General features: G+C 45.5%; 15 protein-coding genes and 1 pseudogene. 6 read left to right on the forward strand and 10 right to left on the reverse strand.

Going from position 1 to position 16,566, the window contains the following annotated elements:
- Positions 1-46: 46 nt before the first annotated feature.
- From CFE23_RS01700 to CFE23_RS01715, 4 genes are all read right to left on the reverse strand, one after another.
- The gene (locus tag CFE23_RS01700; protein ID WP_291083089.1) at positions 47-547 is read right to left on the reverse strand and encodes a hypothetical protein; all 501 of its coding nucleotides are present in this window, start codon (positions 545-547) and stop codon (positions 47-49) included.
- Between the two features lie 97 nt (positions 548-644).
- Complete coding sequence (locus tag CFE23_RS01705; protein ID WP_291083092.1) at positions 645-2,051, reverse strand: FAD-linked oxidase C-terminal domain-containing protein; 1,407 nt, start codon at positions 2,049-2,051, stop codon at positions 645-647.
- A gap of 45 nt (positions 2,052-2,096) precedes the next feature.
- Entirely contained in the window at positions 2,097-2,735 is a 639-nt protein-coding gene (locus CFE23_RS01710) for a peroxiredoxin (protein ID WP_291083094.1), read from the reverse strand.
- A gap of 232 nt (positions 2,736-2,967) precedes the next feature.
- Positions 2,968-3,879 (reverse strand): AEC family transporter, encoded by a 912-nt coding sequence (locus CFE23_RS01715; protein ID WP_291083097.1) that lies wholly within the window; start codon positions 3,877-3,879, stop codon positions 2,968-2,970.
- 78 nt (positions 3,880-3,957) lie between these two features.
- Here CFE23_RS01715 and meaB point away from each other — a divergent pair, with 78 nt between their 5' ends.
- Positions 3,958-5,046, forward strand: coding sequence for a methylmalonyl Co-A mutase-associated GTPase MeaB (gene meaB / locus CFE23_RS01720; protein ID WP_291083099.1), 1,089 nt, complete (start codon positions 3,958-3,960; stop codon positions 5,044-5,046).
- Here the strand turns inward: meaB and CFE23_RS01725 are convergent.
- The 5 genes from CFE23_RS01725 to CFE23_RS01745 all read right to left on the reverse strand — a co-directional run bounded on the left by CFE23_RS01725 (position 5,043) and on the right by CFE23_RS01745 (position 10,093).
- Positions 5,043-6,197: a hypothetical protein gene (locus CFE23_RS01725; RefSeq protein ID WP_291083102.1), complete on the reverse strand. Its 1,155-nt coding sequence runs from the start codon at positions 6,195-6,197 to the stop codon at positions 5,043-5,045. The two genes, meaB and CFE23_RS01725, sit on opposite strands and share 4 nt — an antisense overlap.
- The gene (locus CFE23_RS01730; protein WP_291083105.1) at positions 6,197-6,847 is read right to left on the reverse strand and encodes an ATP-binding cassette domain-containing protein; all 651 of its coding nucleotides are present in this window, start codon (positions 6,845-6,847) and stop codon (positions 6,197-6,199) included. The genes CFE23_RS01725 and CFE23_RS01730 overlap by 1 nt, the downstream gene beginning before the upstream one ends.
- Entirely contained in the window at positions 6,840-8,297 is a 1,458-nt protein-coding gene (locus CFE23_RS01735) for a hypothetical protein (protein ID WP_291083108.1), read from the reverse strand. The genes CFE23_RS01730 and CFE23_RS01735 overlap by 8 nt, the downstream gene beginning before the upstream one ends.
- 124 nt (positions 8,298-8,421) lie before the next feature.
- Positions 8,422-8,652, reverse strand: coding sequence for a hypothetical protein (locus tag CFE23_RS01740; protein ID WP_291083111.1), 231 nt, complete (start codon positions 8,650-8,652; stop codon positions 8,422-8,424).
- 43 nt (positions 8,653-8,695) lie between these two features.
- Complete coding sequence (locus tag CFE23_RS01745; protein ID WP_291083114.1) at positions 8,696-10,093, reverse strand: MATE family efflux transporter; 1,398 nt, start codon at positions 10,091-10,093, stop codon at positions 8,696-8,698.
- A gap of 225 nt (positions 10,094-10,318) precedes the next feature.
- On the opposite strand from CFE23_RS01745, the gene CFE23_RS01750 reads away from it, so the two are divergent.
- Positions 10,319-10,867: a hypothetical protein gene (locus CFE23_RS01750; protein WP_291083117.1), complete on the forward strand. Its 549-nt coding sequence runs from the start codon at positions 10,319-10,321 to the stop codon at positions 10,865-10,867.
- A 52-nt stretch (positions 10,868-10,919) separates the two neighbouring features.
- Here the strand turns inward: CFE23_RS01750 and CFE23_RS01755 are convergent, their stop codons facing one another.
- Positions 10,920-11,798, reverse strand: coding sequence for a PPK2 family polyphosphate kinase (locus CFE23_RS01755; RefSeq protein ID WP_291083120.1), 879 nt, complete (start codon positions 11,796-11,798; stop codon positions 10,920-10,922).
- A 152-nt stretch (positions 11,799-11,950) separates the two neighbouring features.
- Between CFE23_RS01755 and CFE23_RS01760 the strand changes: the two genes are divergently transcribed.
- The 4 genes and pseudogenes from CFE23_RS01760 (at position 11,951) to CFE23_RS01775 (ending at position 16,465) form a co-directional block, all read left to right on the forward strand.
- Positions 11,951-12,781 carry a hypothetical protein gene (locus CFE23_RS01760; protein WP_291083123.1) on the forward strand — a complete coding sequence of 277 codons (831 nt, stop codon included), beginning with the start codon at positions 11,951-11,953 and terminating at the stop codon, positions 12,779-12,781.
- 118 nt (positions 12,782-12,899) lie between these two features.
- Positions 12,900-13,400 (forward strand): sigma-70 family RNA polymerase sigma factor, encoded by a 501-nt coding sequence (locus CFE23_RS01765; protein WP_291083126.1) that lies wholly within the window; start codon positions 12,900-12,902, stop codon positions 13,398-13,400.
- A gap of 434 nt (positions 13,401-13,834) precedes the next feature.
- Positions 13,835-14,158, forward strand: a pseudogene (locus tag CFE23_RS01770) (carboxypeptidase-like regulatory domain-containing protein); the annotation flags it as partial.
- Between the two features lie 45 nt (positions 14,159-14,203).
- On the forward strand, positions 14,204-16,465 hold the full coding sequence (locus CFE23_RS01775; protein ID WP_291083337.1) for a von Willebrand factor type A domain-containing protein: 2,262 nt from the start codon (positions 14,204-14,206) through the stop codon (positions 16,463-16,465).
- Positions 16,466-16,566 lie beyond the last annotated feature (101 nt).

The following is a 16,566-nucleotide window of genomic DNA, read 5'->3' on the forward strand; positions in this document are numbered from 1 at the left end:
AAGCCATCAGCAAAACTGATGGCTTTTTTACAAACTAAAACAAATACTAGAATTTGTAGGCAGCTCCCACGCCAACAGAGGATACAGCACCTCCAGAAGCAGAAATCCCTTTGTAGCCAAGGAATAATTCCATTGTTTCGGTCTGATAACCTACTTTTGGCTGATAGTATACGCCACCATCTCCATCTCCATCTCCACTGTAAACGGCATAACCCAGGTCAGCACCTAAAAACCAATTGGTGTTCAAAGAATAGTGAGCTGCCGCCGCAACGGGAATAAAAGCACCGTTCACTTTTACTTTACCGAATCCAGTATCATTGGATTTGCCGGAATAATAAGAGTAGCCAGTTGTAACACCCAGTTGGAAAGAATCTCCCATCGGGAACATGTAAGCTAAATCTGCACCGAAATTTGCAGAATAAACATCACCGGCATCGCCCATTGGGATACCTGCGTGAATTCCTGCCTGGAATCCACCATCTGAATCTTGCGCACTTGCAAATCCGAAAGCCAAAACGGCTGCCACACTTAAGAGTAATTTTTTCATGTTTAAAAATTGATTAGTTAATAATTTTTTGTAAAAATACTCCTGTGCTTTTCGCACCACAATACGCAAAACGACGTATATTTTGGGCTGGCTTGTTTTAGCTGTCTGGAAAAATCTTACCGGGATTTAAGATGTGATTGGGATCGAATACACTTTTAATATGCCGCATCAGGTTCAGGTGCGTTTCGCTGAATGCAATATCCATGTAGTTTTTTTGCACATAGCCGATGCCGTGTTCACCGGAAAGAGTGCCTTTTAATGAAACGGTCAGCTCGAATATCTCACGGATGCCTTTTGGAACTTCCGTTTTCCAATGTTCGTCTGACATATTGCTTTTTATGATATTCACATGAAGGTTTCCATCGCCGGCATGGCCATAACATACCGACTTAAAGCCATATTTATTTCCGATAGCCTTAATCCCATGAAGCAATTTAGGAAGCTCATAACGCGGAACGACGGTGTCCTCCTCCTTGTATACCGAATTTGATTTGACGGCCTCAGCGATGCTGCGACGCATTTTCCACAACGCGTTCTTCTGGTCTTCGCTGTCGGCAAATAAGACTTCGTCGATTTGGAACTTTTCCACCACACCCATTATTTTTTCCGCTTCAGCAAACAATATGTCGGGATGATTTCCATCCACTTCTATGAGTAAATGAGCCTGCACATTGTCTTCTACAACGACACTTAGGCCTTCAACAAACCGCAGGGCCCAGTCAATCGCATCGCGCTCCATAAATTCCAAGGCACTGGGCGTAATGCCCGCCCGGAATATCGCCGAAACGGCCTCACAAGCTTCTTCGGCATTGTAAAAAGGGACAAGCATCAATACGTTGTTCGACGGCAGCGGAATCAATTTTAAGACAATCTTGGTCACAATGCCCAGCGTGCCCTCGCTGCCCACCATTAACTGTGTCAGGTTGTAACCGGTGGAATTCTTAAGCGTGTTGGCACCCGTCCAGATAATTTCGCCTGTGGGCAATACGATTTCGAGGTTTAAGACATAATCTTTAGTAACACCATATTTTACAGCACGCGCACCCCCTGAATTTTCAGCAATATTTCCACCAATAAAGCAACTTCCCTGACTGCTCGGGTCTACAGGATAGAAAAGTCCCTTTGCGGCGGCCGCTTCACGCAGGACTTGAGTGATCACGCCCGGCTCCGTAATCACCTGCAGATTCTGTTCGTCAATTTTCAGGATCTTGTTAAAACGTTCCATAGCCAACGCAATGCCGCCATCAATACTTAAAGCGCCGCCGCTAAGACCTGTCCGGCCTCCAACAGGAACGACCGGAATCTGGTGCTCGTTTGCAAGGCGCAGGATCGCTGCAATTTCGTCTGCACACGAAGGTTTAACGACTGCACCGGGAGGAAATACATAATCCTCGGTCTCATCATGGCCATAATCCCGGCGCGTCGCTTCATCGTAAAAAACAAATGATTGCCCGACAATTTCCTGGAGTCGGGCAATCACTGCTGTATTTAATTTATTTTCCATGTAGTAATTTCAAAAAACGCCCGTTTCAGGGGCGCTTCAAAAATACTATTTATTCGGTTGCGGTGTCATGCGGAGGTAAGGTTTTATGCGTTCAAAGCCCTTTGGAAATTTTGCAGCAATATCCTCATCCTTGACGGCTGGCGTAATCACAACACGTTCACCGTCTTTCCAGTTTGCCGGTGTGGCGACACTGTATTGTGCGGTGAGCTGCAGGCTGTCAATCACACGCAGCAGCTCGTCGAAGTTCCTTCCGGTCGATGCGGGATACGTCAGCGTCAGCTTTACTTTTTTGTCTGGCCCGATCACAAAAACCGACCTAACCGTGAAATTTTCGCTGGCATTGGGATGCAGCATGTCATACAGGAGCGCGATTTTCTTATCCTCATCAGCAATAATGGGAAAGTTCACCGTGGTGTGCTGGGTCTCATTGATGTCTTTGATCCATTCGTAGTGCGAGGAAAGCCCATCGATGCTCAAGGCGATCACTTTCGTATTTCTTTTCGTAAACTCGGGCAGGTAATGGGCAACGGTACCAAGCTCCGTAGTACAAACAGGGGTGAAGTCAGCGGGATGCGAAAACAATACACCCCAGGAATCGCCGAGCCAATCGTGAAACTGCAACGGCCCTTCCGTGGTCTGCGCCGTGAAATCGGGAGCCATATCGCCTAATCTTAAAGTAGCCATGGGTATAATTTTATTGGGTTATGACTTTAAAATTATTGAAATATTCGCAATGAAAGTCATTACAAAAGTTAAAATGAAATAAAGTCGATACCGAAAACGATGTAGTGTTGGTTTTTATTTATGGCGTTGCCTCCGGCCCGGGTTATGCGCTGCAATCTTTTTCAGGAACGAAGGCTGTCATGTCGAATACGCTCGATGAAAAAGGATTTCCGCTGCTACCCCTAACGCGAATTCAGGCTACCGACAACATCCAATGCCAAAACAACAACGAAAGGAATGACACGGGGATTCCAATCCCTATCATCATGCTGCTCAGTTTCGGCTTCAGCCCAAAATTTGACGCGAGGATCGCACCGGTAATCATTGGCGCCATAGCGGCTTCCATAATAGAAACGTCAATCGGAATGCCTGTCGCTCCGAAAACAATCCGGTACAATATAAAGAACAACAGCGGCGTCAGAAACAACTTAAAAAACAGGCCCAATGACAGCAGTCTCCAGTGTTTGCTTTTAAAATCAATCTTTAACTGCAGCCCGACCGATACCAAAGCAATCGGCGTCACCGTGTTTCCCAATTTTTGAAATACGAGCTGGAAAATATTCGGGAAATCGAGTTGCATAATATTAAAAAGTGCCGCCAGGACAAATGCAACGAAAGGAGGGAAGCTGATGATTTTAAACGATATTTCGCGTATATCAGGCTTGCTCCCGGAATATACCGTAGCAGTGATTATCCCCAACGTAGCCATGACAACGAACGATCCGGGTTGGTCCACAATGATGGCAGATTTTAAACCTTCTTCACCATAAAGCGCCTGGATAATTGGAAAACCGACAAATGAGGTATTGCCCAGACCTGCAACGATAATCAGGCAGCCCGTAAGCCTTCTCGGCCACCCCAGCCGTTTTCCCAATATGCTGAAAAAAAGATACGAAAACAGGAAACCGATCCACGCTACTGCGAGCGGATAAAAAAGGCTGCTGTTTAACGCAATCTTTGGGATATAGTACAACGCCAGGGCCGGCAAAGAGATATAAATGATGAATTGGTTGAAGGCTTTATAACCCTGAGTTGGAAATGCTTTGACCCGCTGTAAAGCGACGCCAAGCAGGAGGCAGATAAAAATCAGCAGGATGTTTTCCATGGGATAAAAGTACAGGTTTCCCCGAATTTTTTGAAACTCTTTTTGATTTGCTTACTTTTACTCATCAAATTGCAAATCTTGGCGCATTCGGATAAAAAGACCACAGCATTACACGAAAGGGATGGTATTCAACCCCCGGAAACCGTGAGTCCTGTTGCGGCGGAGCAGATCCGTCAGTCGCGAAAAATCCAACCTACTGCTGCGGAACTTGTTTCAGGGATACTTTCAGGCAATAAAACCGCCTTAAGCCGTGCCATCACATTAATAGAAAGTACAAATCCCGCTCATAGCGATAAAGCGAACGACGTCATCAATGCCTGCCTGCCACATGCCGGAAAGTCAATCCGCATTGGTATTACAGGCGTTCCCGGCGTGGGTAAAAGTACTTTCATTGAAGCTTTTGGCACGCACCTCACCAGCCTTGGGAAAAAAGTGGCCGTGTTGGCGGTTGATCCAAGCAGTACGCTGTCGCATGGCAGTATCCTTGGGGACAAAACCCGAATGGAAGAATTAGTCAAAGACCAGAATGCTTATATCAGGCCTTCAGCATCGGGCGAAGCACTGGGTGGTGTCGCACAAAAAACCCGCGAAGCCATTGTACTTTGTGAAGCGGCAGGCTTTGAAATCATCATTATTGAAACCGTAGGGGTGGGACAAAGTGAAACGGCAGTCCACAGCATGACCGATTTTTTTCTGTTGCTCAAGATTTCCGGAGCCGGCGACGAGCTTCAGGGCATTAAACGCGGTATCATGGAGATGGCCGATGCGATTGTGATCAATAAAGCCGATGGCGACAACATCAAAAGGGCACGGCTTGCGAAAACCGAGTTTGGAAGGGCGTTACACCTTTTTCCCGCGAAAGATTCGGGCTGGCAGCCAGCGGTAGCAACCTGCAGCGCTGTGACGAAAGAGGGCATCGCAGCAGTTTGGGAAACCATCATGGCGTATCTCGAACTCACGGGATCTAATGGGTTCTTCAGGCAAAAACGCCTGGAACAGAACCAGTATTGGATGATGGAAACAATCGATTCCCAACTCAAGCAACATTTTTACAACCATCCTGAAGTAAGCAGGTTGCTCGAAGAAAACAAAAAAGCCGTGCAGGATGAAGTGGTATCTCCATTTGCAGCGGCCCGTTTGTTATTGCAACGATATTTTAAGGATTAAAACCTCCAGGATTTTATAAGCCATTTGTAAATTAACAAGTTCACGACTACGTAAACCGCAAGTGGAATAATGATCACCAAGGGCCATAGATAAACAGAAATGTAAATCGGAAGCAGGCCATTCGAGATGTCAGACGTTCCAAGATAATATTGTCCCACCGACAGCAATCCAAGGCAGATCAACAGTACAATACCAACATTGATGCTAAAGAACCTACTGATAGCACTTACCATTTTCCTTGGCGAGTAGCCCAATGCATATTTTATGGAAACCGCTTCCTGCTGTTCCAGGAACTGCATCTTGATGAAATTGATGATGATGAATATACAAAGTAGGAAAATAAAACCGCCAATGAAAGCAATCGTCTGTAAAACCAAGAACAATTTGCCTTTTATTTTTGCGGAACGAAGCGACTCCTGATTGGATTCATAGCCTTTGCTCTTCATTCTCGAAATCAGGTTTTGGTCTGACGCGTCATTTACTTTTACCAATACACGGGTGTAAATGTTTTTATGCGCCTTGTTGAAATCCTGCGTGCTGTTGATGGAATCGAGGAATTCCTTGGGCACTAAAACAGAATGGATCCTGTCCGAAAAGCCCACTAATTTTCCGGTGTATTTCAGTTTTTCTTTCTTAAGTGTAAGGTTGATATTGACCTCAATCTTTTTGGCAAAATCTTCGGTGATTTGCGGCAACCCCTGGTTTAAAGCGAAACCATAGTTGTACAAATTCAGGTATTCACGGGAGATGATTATCGGAAGGACGTTGTCGCGTACCTTAAATTCAGAAAGGTCTGCCACGTCAATCGCGTCCTTGTCGACCGCCTCAAGGTACATATCGGTATAAAAAGGGATAAAATCGCCTCCATCTGCCGATACCTTAAAATCATTTGAAACCACAGGAAATATATCTTTGACCTCCTTCCAGGTCTTCAGGTCTTTGATGTCGCTGTCGTTGAATCCAATCAGCTCTTTCCGGCCAATGTTATCCGGTGTAATCGCCTTGGACATCGTGATCCAATAATTGGCGTCGCTGCTTTTCCTGCCGAACAGCGCATTTGCGTTGACATACAGTTGGATGCAGCTTAATACCAATGCAAATGCCAGCATCAGTCCAAGGTATAGGAAAACCGATTTTGAGAAATTTTTCATTATAAGTTTAAAATATGACAATCATGCTGGAACGGAAATTCGTTCAGCTCAAAAAAGATGACAGCGCTGCCACTTTGTGCCGCTACTTCCATAATCAGGTCGTACGCAATTTTCTTGTTGTTCAGGTCGAGATGGCTGAAGCATTCGTCAAAAACGAGGAAATCCGTGGGATTAATCAGGCTTCGCAGGATCGCGGAGCGCTGTCTTTCACCATAGGAACAGTTTCGGGCTTTTTTCTCCAGCAGGGAGACAATGCCCAGTGTATTGGCGTAGGATTCTATTGTGGATTCATACGCGGCATTTTTTTTACCGAAAGTGCGCAGCATGATGTTTTCACGGATGGTCAGATCCGGAATGAGCCGGACGTCCTGAAAAAGCAGCTGTATGCCATTTTTTCTGAATCCAACGACCTTTTCAATCGACTGCGACTTCAGTTCCACATCGCCAAAACGGATGCTGCCATCGTATTCAAAATGATTGCCCAGCATCGCCGTAGCCAACGTTGACTTACCACTTCCGGAAGGGGCAATTACCAGGTAGTAATTCCCCTTTTCGAAAGTTGTTTTTTTATTCCAGATCGTGGCTGCCGTAGCCATCGTCTTCGGTGTAAAATATTTCGGAGCAATCCCTTCAAGCGTGATGCTATTCATATCCCAATAGGTAGTGTATCGCGTTTTTATCTTTTTTGTCCAGTTTCACAGTGGTTTCAGAAGTGAAATTCCCGTCCTTTACTTTATAAGTTGACTCCATGTTCACCACTTTTACTTTTCTGTTTTGCGAATTTAGCGCGACATTGACGTCATCGCCACCTGCCCAGCTGTATCCCACCACATCGGACTTTTTCTGAAGTGTGGTATTGGCCGCGGATTTACCTGCTTTGAGAAGCGCAAGGTCATTTTCGTCTGTGCCAAATACCATGACGTTTTTGTCATGATACATTTTGGCATAGGTGTTCAACATAGGTTCTGAATTGATCAGGTTGATCAATTTATCTGCTTTCGATCCATTAATTCCTAAAGCGAAAATTGTTTTTGGCATTTTATACGCATAAGGATCCATTTCGTCCGTTGCAGTGTTATCCTCCATCAAAGAAGCGTAGGCATAAGATCCGTTAAGACCTGCCGTGATGTCTGCCATAGTGATATTCCTATCGGCGAGATAATTATTGGCGATAGCTTCAAATCCCGCCTGTTTCATCATGGATTGCATGAATTCAAAGCTCATATAACCCACAGCATAACTTTTTGCTTTATCGAGGTCGATGCTTTTTACGATGCTGTAGTCAGCGGATTTGCCATTATAATATTTCGTAATTTCTTTTTGTAAGTCTTTATTGAAGAATGTGTTTGAATTAAACGTGATGTCCCCTTCGCCAAAATTCATATCAAAACCAATTCCGGCATCAATCAATAATTTGTTGATGGCAAGGCTTTCGATATAGCCTCTTGAAGCCACTGAGATGATGCCGTGCAGGTTTAACCACATGCTTGCATCTGATTTATTGCCAAGCGATTTCGTGATCTGCTCCACTTTTCCTTCATTAGCGAGTGATTTTCTGTTCCAAAGATCCGTAAAGAATTTCTCTGGCATGGCGTCGCCAGCGGGACGCACGGAACCGCCATAAGGATTTGACATAAATCGGCTCATGACAAGCATCTCATCCTTGACGCTGCCTACAAGTTGATTATTGGCGTACACCAGATTTTTCGTTTTGTCGATACGGATTTTAGAACCGGTGATTTTAGAAAAATTAGATTCGAATTTCGAGCTGTTGTCCAGCCAGCAAAACATAGAAAACACGAAGCCATTATTCTCCTGGTCTGCGACCAGGTAAACCGGTTTGGCGATGTCGATACCGTTGTCTTTGGCATTCATCAGCAGCGCCATTTTTTCTTTCTCTTCTTTGGAAAAATTGCCTGACTGATCGTTCATCATTTCTTTCTTAGGCAATTTGCCATCCAATTGTTCCAGGTTAATTTTTACGATGCCCAGTGTCTGGTCTGTCGTATAATTTAAGATGGCCTCATCACTGTCATCTTTGCCACAGGAAACCAACAGGGCAGCGGAGCACAATAAAAACGAATAAATAATTTTCTTCATGTTATAATTGGTTTTGATTTATTTACAAACATAATTTTTTTCCTGAATCGCCTCCATGCACTTGTCGAAAGTTATTGACAAATAAAAAGCCGGGAACACCGGCAATTTGTTGAAGGAAATGCGGTTACTCTTTTTCGTAACGTTCCATTTCGCGGTCATAAAACTCGTTTGCCTGTGTGATCAGGCTTTCCATTTCGGCGTTCAGTTCGGCCTCGTCAAGATCTTCCGCCTCTTCCATAATTTCCACTTCGTCATCTTTAAGGTTGATGATAAAGCGCGGATAATCGAGGTGGATGATGAAAATATCGTCTGGGAAATCAGAGTTGTCTGCAAGAACAAATTTAGGCAAGTCCATAAGTAAATTGATCTATTTAAATTAAAGGCATTACGTTTAAAATTCAGGAATCCGGCAACGCAGTTTTCATGGCCTGTTCCTTATTCATATTTTTCGTGAGATAGTGGAAGCGAATATACAAAAATATTGCTGCAACTGTTAGTCCGGCCAGCAGTCCGATCCATACGCCCGTCGCTTTCAGGTCTGTTTTTTCACCAAGATAATACGAGATGGGAAAACCGACAATCCAATAGGCGACAAAAGTGATGTACATTGGAATTTTTACGTCCTGTAATCCCCTTAAGGCCCCAAGTACTACCACCTGTATACCATCTGAAATCTGGAATACCGCCGCGACAAGCAATAGTTTGGAGGCAATCGCGATGACTTCTGAATTGTCTGAAAGCTGCAAGGTGTTTTCCATATTCAGGAACAAATACGGCAGGCTTTCATTAAAGATGATGAACAAAAGTGCAAAAACAATTTCGATTATAATCGACAGCAGGAAAATCGAGCGCGCCACCACAATCAGTTTTTTATAGTCCTGCAGCCCACGCTGGTTGCTGACGCGTATCATCGAGACGACACTGAGTCCCATGGCAAACATGAAGGTTAACGAAGCAAGGCTCAACGCAATCTGGTTGGCGGCCTGGCTTGTCTTCCCAATGTTCCCGCAAAGCCAGATCGCCGCCGTGAACAGCACTACTTCAAACATCATCTGCATGGCGGACGGCAGCCCCAGGCCAATAATCTTACGAAGCATGGTTTTTTTGATTTGGCTGAAGCTAAAACCACTAAAATAAGGCTTTAGTTTTTCCTGCCTTGAGAGGATGGTATGCATGAAAATCACCATCATGATTCTTGATATCACCGTTCCCAAGGCTGCACCGGTAATGCCCATTTTTGGAAAAATCCAGATGCCATAAATCAGGCAGTAATTGATCCCAACGTGTACGATATTCGCCATTACGATAGCATACATGGAGTATTTTGTCATCGAAAGGCCATCGGCAAACTGCTTATAGCCCTGGTAAATGATCAGCGGAATCAACGAAAACGCGACCCAGTCCAGGTAGGGTTTTGCGAGTGCGATCACTTCTGCCGGCTGGTGGAGCAATTCCATGACGGGTTTCGCTACGACCACGGTGACAAAAAGCAGGATCCCCAAAATCGTAGTCAGGAAAAGGCCGTGATGAAAGGCAGACCTGACCTTAAGCGTATCTTGCTCCACATCTCCCTCTGCGACGATGGGTGTAATGGCCGTCGAAAAACCAATGCCAAGTGACATCGCAACGAAAATCATACTGTTGCCCAGAGAGACCGCGGCCAATTCTGTACTGCCCAGTTTTCCGACCATGATGTTGTCGACAATCTGGATCATCGTATGGCCTACCATCCCCAAGATTACCGGGTAGGCAAGTTTCATGTTGTAGCGGAACTCTTTCGTATAATCGGATAACATCGTAAAAAAAATTTCCGGCAAAGGTAGCCGAAAAGCGACGACCAAAGATGCTGCTGTGAATTATTTTACATGTGGAAATGCCCGCTTGGATACTTTATAACAATACAACGTAATTCTGTAACCCGTCCGAAAAACACTCGGTCTATATTTGCCATGTTGTTTTGATAGGAATAATACTATACAAATAACGTAAACTCAAAATCAAACTTTTAAAAATTAAACATCATGAAAACAGTAAATTTTAAAGGATTGTTTACAGCGGCTTTATTCGCGCTGGCGATCCACAGCGCAACGGCACAGACTACACCTCAGGCAGCTTCTGACAATCCTGGCAACTATGACCAGGGATTCCGCCTCGGTTTCGGATTGAGCGGTGGCTATGTATTCGAAGACCCGTTCGGGGCTGCAGTCGGAGCTGACGCTAGACTTCAGTACGATTTATCAAAAAGGAACTCGATCACGCTGACCACAGGATATACGCACCTGTTTCTGGACGGCGATAGAGATGATCTCGGATTTATCCCGGTAAAAGCAGGTTTCAAAGGATTCATCTTTGGAGATAGTTTTTATGTTCAGGGCGAAGTGGGAGCGGCAATTCCCGTGACAGCAGATTACAATGAAACTTCTTTAATCCTGGCGCCAAGTATCGGATATGCCACAGAGCATATCGATTTCAGCGTGCGTTATGAGTATTACGACAAGTTCCGTGATGTAAATAACAACAAAGGCGTTGGGCAGTTGGCACTCCGCATTGCATACGGTTTCAGGTTATAGTATCACAAACTAAGACAAGTATAAGAAACGCACCTTTTTGAGGCGCGTTTTTTTATTTCTCCTCAAGCTGTTTTTTGTAAAACCGGATGCGTTCCTGAATTTCCTCGCTGAGTTCAGGCTCTTTGATGTCATGGTATTTTTTCATTTCCTGGCGGATGATTTTCACGACGATTAATCTTGCAGTCGCTTTGTCGTCGGCGGGAACAATAAACCAGGGCGTTTCTTGACCTGAGGTAGCATTGATGGCTTCTTCATAAAATTCCTGATAGGCCTCCCAGCACTCTCGTTCCTTCAAATCGTCCGGGGAAAACTTCCAGTTGTGCTTTTCCTCTTCGAGCCGACGCAACAGCCGTTCGCGTTGTTCTTCCTTGCTAAGATGCAGGAAAAATTTAAGTACAATCGTTCCGTTATTGACCAAATGTTCTTCAAAATGGTTGATTTCCTCCAGTCGCTTTTTCCAGAAGTTCTTCGGAATGTCTTCAATCGCTTCAATGCCGGGAATGTTTTCATGCAGCACATACTCAGGGTGCACCCGGCTGATCAGCACATTTTCATAATGCGACCGGTTAAAAACCGCAAATTTTCCCCGTTCGGGAAGCGCCACATAATGCCTCCAGAGGTAATCATGCTCGAGTTCTGCGCTATTAGGTGTTTTAAAGGTTTGTACCACAACACCCCTGGGGTTAAAGTCACGAAAAACTTCCCGGATCAGGCTGTCCTTACCCGACGTGTCCATGCCCTGAAAGCAAGTCAGGACGGCGTATTTTTTATACGCATACATCACATCCTGCATCGCACTGAGCTTTCCCCTGACTTTGGCCAGTTTCTTTTCAATCTGGGCTTCGGTGGCCTGAAGGTCGACTTTAGTAGGGCGGTCTTTCAGGGATATTTTTGCGCTTATGCGGTAATCGTCGGCATTAATTTTTTCCATGATGATACTTTTCCCATAAATGTATATATTTAGAGTGATGAAACTTTTATGTATAATTTTTATTTGTAGCAATTTCCGGCTGTCCGCGATATCTTTTTTCCTGTAATAAAAACAGGAAAAAAGGATGCTGCTCCCATCCGGGCTAGAACGCCATGGTCCCATTTACGCTCAAGCAGCAGTTAGAAATTCCCGATATCGGTGCGGCCTCCGGCCTCGTGTTCCATGCGGGCATGCTGTACCTGATTTCCGACAGCAGCGGGTTTCTGCACTGTTTTGATGTCCATACCAAACGAAGCAAGCGGATTGCCCTGTGGCACGGCGCGTCCCAAAACATCCCCAAATTCATAAAGCCCGATTTTGAATCGCTGGTGTTCAAAGCACAAAAACTGCACGCGTTCGGTTCGGGCTCTACACCAGCGAGAAACAGATGCCTGGTTTACGACCTGCAATCAAAGCAAACCGAAATCCGGGATCTGTCTGCATGGTACTCCCGTTTGCGCAGTATAGCTGAAATTCCGGAAACCGACTTTAATATAGAAGGCGTGATCAGTATCGGGGAAGCCTGGCTGATGTTCCAGCGCGGCAATGGTGCAGCGGGCAAAAATGGGATTTTCAGGTTCGAAAGCGAAAGCGATCCAAATCCTGAATTCATCCCGATCGCGCTTCCTGAAATTGAGGGTGTTCCGGCCTCATTTACCGATGCTGTCATGGTGGGAAACTCGATCTACTTTCTCGCTGCCGCCGAAAACACGACATCCACTTACCTTGATGGAGAAATCCTGGGAAGCCTTTTGGGCATTATGAATTCCGAAACCTTTGAAATCGAAAAAACAATATTGATTTCCCGTCAGCATAAATTCGAAGGACTCACTTACTTCCATGAAAATAAAACTGAAATCACATTCCTGCTCTGTGAAGACAGCGATTCCGATACTTTACAATCCGTGATATATGCATTAAACATTCCAAAACCAGCGTATTGAAACGATACGCCGAAATCTTTTTTAGAAACGTTCCCAACCTTTCCTTCCGAATCTTTCTCTTTAGTCGTAAAGACCAACCATCGTGATAAATGAAAACTTAATTTCCGCCTGCAAAAAAATGCACCGAGACGCCCAGCGGCAGGTGTATGAGCTTATGGCTCCAAAATTGTACCGCACCTGCAAACGGTACCTGAAGAAAGAGGAAGAGGTAGAAGAGGCACTCGCCGACGCATTCTATACGATCTTCACAAAAATCGACCAGCTCAAGGAATCGAAGGCCTTCGAAGGCTGGTGCCGCACCATAACTGTCAACCAATGCCTGTTGAGCATCCGCAAGAATGTAAACTTCAACATGTATATCGACGATGTAAAAGCGCTGTCACAGCCAGCAGCAGCTGAAGTCACCGACCTCGAAGAAGAGGACCTGTTGCAGCTCCTGACGCTGATTCCCGAAGGCTGCCGCACCATTTTCAACCTTTTTGTGATTGAAGGGTACGCCCACAAGGAAATTGCAGAAATGCTCAGTATATCGGAAGGCACGTCAAAATCCCAACTGAACGCCTCAAAGGTGAAACTAAGGGAGTTGGTAAATCAATTGTATTATCAAAAAGCGAAATAATCATGGACAATCAGGATAAATTATTCAAACAATTTCAGGAAGCCTCAAATAAGGCAGAAACGAAAGATTTCCCGGCCATGGAAAAAGTATGGTCAAAAGTAGAGCAGAAACTGGACAAAAAAGAGGACAAAAAGACCATTGTGTTGTGGAAAAAACTGGCCGTGGCGGCGTCGCTGCTGTTATTTTTTACGATAGGGTACCAAATTTTCGACGGCACAAAATCAGACGTTCCTTCGGTTAGCAGGCCGCAAAACAATGTAGTTGTAGAGGACGACAAAAACGATTCGTTGCAGGCAAAACCGGAAAAGGCCGCAGCCACTGACGGAAAAGAACGGAAACCGTCCGATGTGATGCTGCCTAAAGCTGCCTCAAAAAACACTGGAATTGCCAACAGTCCAAAAACCAATCAAAAACCGGCTGCTAGCGTACAAAGGATGGTAAACGAACCTTCTGCGTCGCAAGCTGGTGACAACGCTGTGGCGTCAAACAATCCAGGAGCTGTGATACACGGCAAAAGTCCCGTAGAGAAGAAAATCACCGGAACCGTCATAGGTACAGATGGGCTGCCATTGCCCATGGTTACCGTCGCCATTAAGGGGACTAATAAAACCGTTCAAAGCGATTTTGATGGTAATTATCAAATCGTTGCTAAAACAGGGGATCAATTGGTATACAACTTTATGGGAACGAAACCCCAGACGGCTATCGTTTCGGATAATAACAGGCTGGACATCACCCTCGAGGAAAATATGCTGGATGAGGTAGTAATTAACACCGGTTACAATACTGTGGCAAGAAAAAAGATGACTTCTGCGATCGCTTCGGTTTCGGTTCAGGAAATCGGGAAAAGGGCAAAGTCGCGAAAAGGCAAAATCCGGGACGGCGATAAGCAAAGTGCAAATAACGGCACTACAACCTGGACTTCAGGAACGGTTTCCGGTGGAGGAAACAGTACGGGTTATGTTGTGGTCGACGACATAGCGAATGATTTCAACTATTACCGCGGTAATGTCTACAACAAAAGCAATTCCCAGCCTGATTCCGATAAGGACGGCGTTCCAGATCCCGTCGACACTGAGCCTAACAGCAAACCTGGTGTGGCTGTCCGGACTAATGCAGGAACATACGACATCGATTATAATGGTGTTCCCGATGAATTACAAACAAGTCAGTACGAGAAATTACCGAATGGACGTATCGTAGCACGAAACGTTCCCGGCCAGATTCCAAGTACGCCTATTGAAGACCGCGCAAACTCCAACGCCATCCAAAACCTACAGGGACAAATTGCCGGAGTGAATATCTCAACGGGCTCAGGAACGCCCGGTGGCATGCCAGAAATCGTACTTCGAGGTATTGGTTCCATTAACGGAATGGCCCAGCCGTTAATCGTCGTTGATGGCGTACCGATGGAAAATGCGTTGCAGCAGCTGGACAGCAACGACATTGAAAATTTTAAGATACTGAAAGACGGAGCTGCCACTGCGTTATACGGCAGCCGGGGTTCAAACGGCGTCATCATCATCACAACAAAAGCCGGCGCAGGGAAATTATCCCGTAAGGAAGCCCGGGAGTTTAAACGCAAACTCAGGAAAGGCGCTAAAGGCAAATTATCAGAAAGGCCGGAGCATACATTTCCCGAGAAAGGAACGATTTCAGTTTCTGGCGACAGTTACGAAGCCTTCGAGGAGAATAAATTCGAAAACCCGATCAGCGAGCCATTATCCACGTTCTCTATCGATGTTGATCATGCGTCCTACACAAACATCAGGCGTTTCCTGAACAACGGGCAATCGGTGCCCAAAGATGCGGTACGCATCGAGGAAATGATGAATTTCTTTAAATATGAATACCCGCAGCCTAAGGATAAGCATCCATTTTCAATCAATACCGAGTACAGCGATTGCCCGTGGAACAAAGAACACAAGCTGGTCCGGATCGGCCTGCAGGGAAAAATCATTCCTCAAAACAGCCTGCCCCCATCGAACCTCGTGTTCCTGATCGATGTCTCGGGTTCCATGAATGAACCGAACAAGCTGCCGTTATTGGTAGAATCGATGAAAATACTCGTAAACGAACTGCGGGAAAATGACAAAGTAGCCATTGTAGTGTATGCGGGGGCTGCGGGGATGGTGTTGCCGCCCACTTCAGGGGATAAAAAAGCCGATATTTTCGCCGCACTCGACAAACTTAGCGCTGGCGGGAGTACAGCAGGTGGCGCCGGAATTGAATTGGCATACAAATTAGCACGGGAGCACTTTGTAAAGAATGGGAACAACAGGGTAATCCTGGCAACAGACGGCGACTTTAACGTCGGTGCGTCGTCCAATACCGACATGCAGACACTGATTGAGGAGCAACGCAAATCGGGTGTGTTCCTCACCTGTCTGGGATACGGTATGGGCAATTACAAGGACGACAAGCTGCAAATCCTTGCCGATAAAGGAAATGGAAACCACGCCTACATTGACAACATCCAGGAAGCGAACCGGTTTTTGGGTAAAGAGTTCAAAGGCTCGATGTTCACCATTGCGAAGGACGTAAAAATCCAAATCGAGTTCAATCCGAAACATGTACAGGCGTATCGCCTTATTGGATACGAAACGAGGAAACTGCGTACTGAGGACTTCGCCGATGATGCGATTGATGCCGGCGAATTGGGCTCAGGGCATACTGTCACGGCGTTGTACGAAATTGTTCCTGAGGGCGTAAAAAGCGATTACTTTACTGCACAGCCTGCGTTGAAATACACCCAGACAGCAAGCACGTCAGGCAACTATAATGACGAACTGGCGACAGTGAAGTTTCGCTATAAAAAGCCGGATGGCGATACCAGCACCGAGATGATTCAAATCATTGAGAATAAAGCAGTGCCGCTGAAAAATGCGTCTGGAGACTTTAAATTCTGTACCGCGGTCGCCTGGTTCGGGCTCAAGTTGCGGGACTCTAAACTGGTTTCTGAAAAGTCGACCGCCGACATTGTAAAAATGGCCAGACAGGGGTTGTCAAATGATCCAGATGGCTATCGTGCGGAATTCATTAGGCTTGCTGAAACGGTTAAATAACCACCGGTATTCCGTAGTGAAAAAGCGATAGCAAGTACCACTGTAATTTTAGAGATGATCAAACCCGGCATCCTGTCGGGTTTTTTTGTCAGCAAATTGGA

This window comes from Flavobacterium sp. BFFFF1 (genome assembly GCF_002256285.1).
In the GTDB taxonomy this organism is placed as follows: domain Bacteria; phylum Bacteroidota; class Bacteroidia; order Flavobacteriales; family Flavobacteriaceae; genus Flavobacterium.

Excerpts from the sequence above, each read along its gene's own strand:
- CFE23_RS01740 (WP_291083111.1), bottom strand. The coding sequence starts at position 8,652 with ATGGACTTGCCTAAATTTGTTCTTGCAGACAACTCTGATTTCCCAGAC.
- CFE23_RS01750 (WP_291083117.1), top strand. The coding sequence starts at position 10,319 with ATGAAAACAGTAAATTTTAAAGGATTGTTTACAGCGGCTTTATTCGCG.
- CFE23_RS01765 (WP_291083126.1), top strand. The coding sequence starts at position 12,900 with ATGCACCGAGACGCCCAGCGGCAGGTGTATGAGCTTATGGCTCCAAAA.
- CFE23_RS01760 (WP_291083123.1), top strand. The coding sequence starts at position 11,951 with ATGGTCCCATTTACGCTCAAGCAGCAGTTAGAAATTCCCGATATCGGT.
- CFE23_RS01700 (WP_291083089.1), bottom strand. The coding sequence starts at position 547 with ATGAAAAAATTACTCTTAAGTGTGGCAGCCGTTTTGGCTTTCGGATTT.
- CFE23_RS01725 (WP_291083102.1), bottom strand. The coding sequence starts at position 6,197 with ATGAAAAATTTCTCAAAATCGGTTTTCCTATACCTTGGACTGATGCTG.
- CFE23_RS01755 (WP_291083120.1), bottom strand. The coding sequence starts at position 11,798 with ATGGAAAAAATTAATGCCGACGATTACCGCATAAGCGCAAAAATATCC.
- CFE23_RS01710 (WP_291083094.1), bottom strand. The coding sequence starts at position 2,735 with ATGGCTACTTTAAGATTAGGCGATATGGCTCCCGATTTCACGGCGCAG.
- CFE23_RS01730 (WP_291083105.1), bottom strand. The coding sequence starts at position 6,847 with ATGAATAGCATCACGCTTGAAGGGATTGCTCCGAAATATTTTACACCG.
- CFE23_RS01705 (WP_291083092.1), bottom strand. The coding sequence starts at position 2,051 with ATGGAAAATAAATTAAATACAGCAGTGATTGCCCGACTCCAGGAAATT.
- CFE23_RS01735 (WP_291083108.1), bottom strand. The coding sequence starts at position 8,297 with ATGAAGAAAATTATTTATTCGTTTTTATTGTGCTCCGCTGCCCTGTTG.
- CFE23_RS01775 (WP_291083337.1), top strand. The coding sequence starts at position 14,204 with ATGACTTCTGCGATCGCTTCGGTTTCGGTTCAGGAAATCGGGAAAAGG.
- CFE23_RS01745 (WP_291083114.1), bottom strand. The coding sequence starts at position 10,093 with ATGTTATCCGATTATACGAAAGAGTTCCGCTACAACATGAAACTTGCC.
- CFE23_RS01715 (WP_291083097.1), bottom strand. The coding sequence starts at position 3,879 with ATGGAAAACATCCTGCTGATTTTTATCTGCCTCCTGCTTGGCGTCGCT.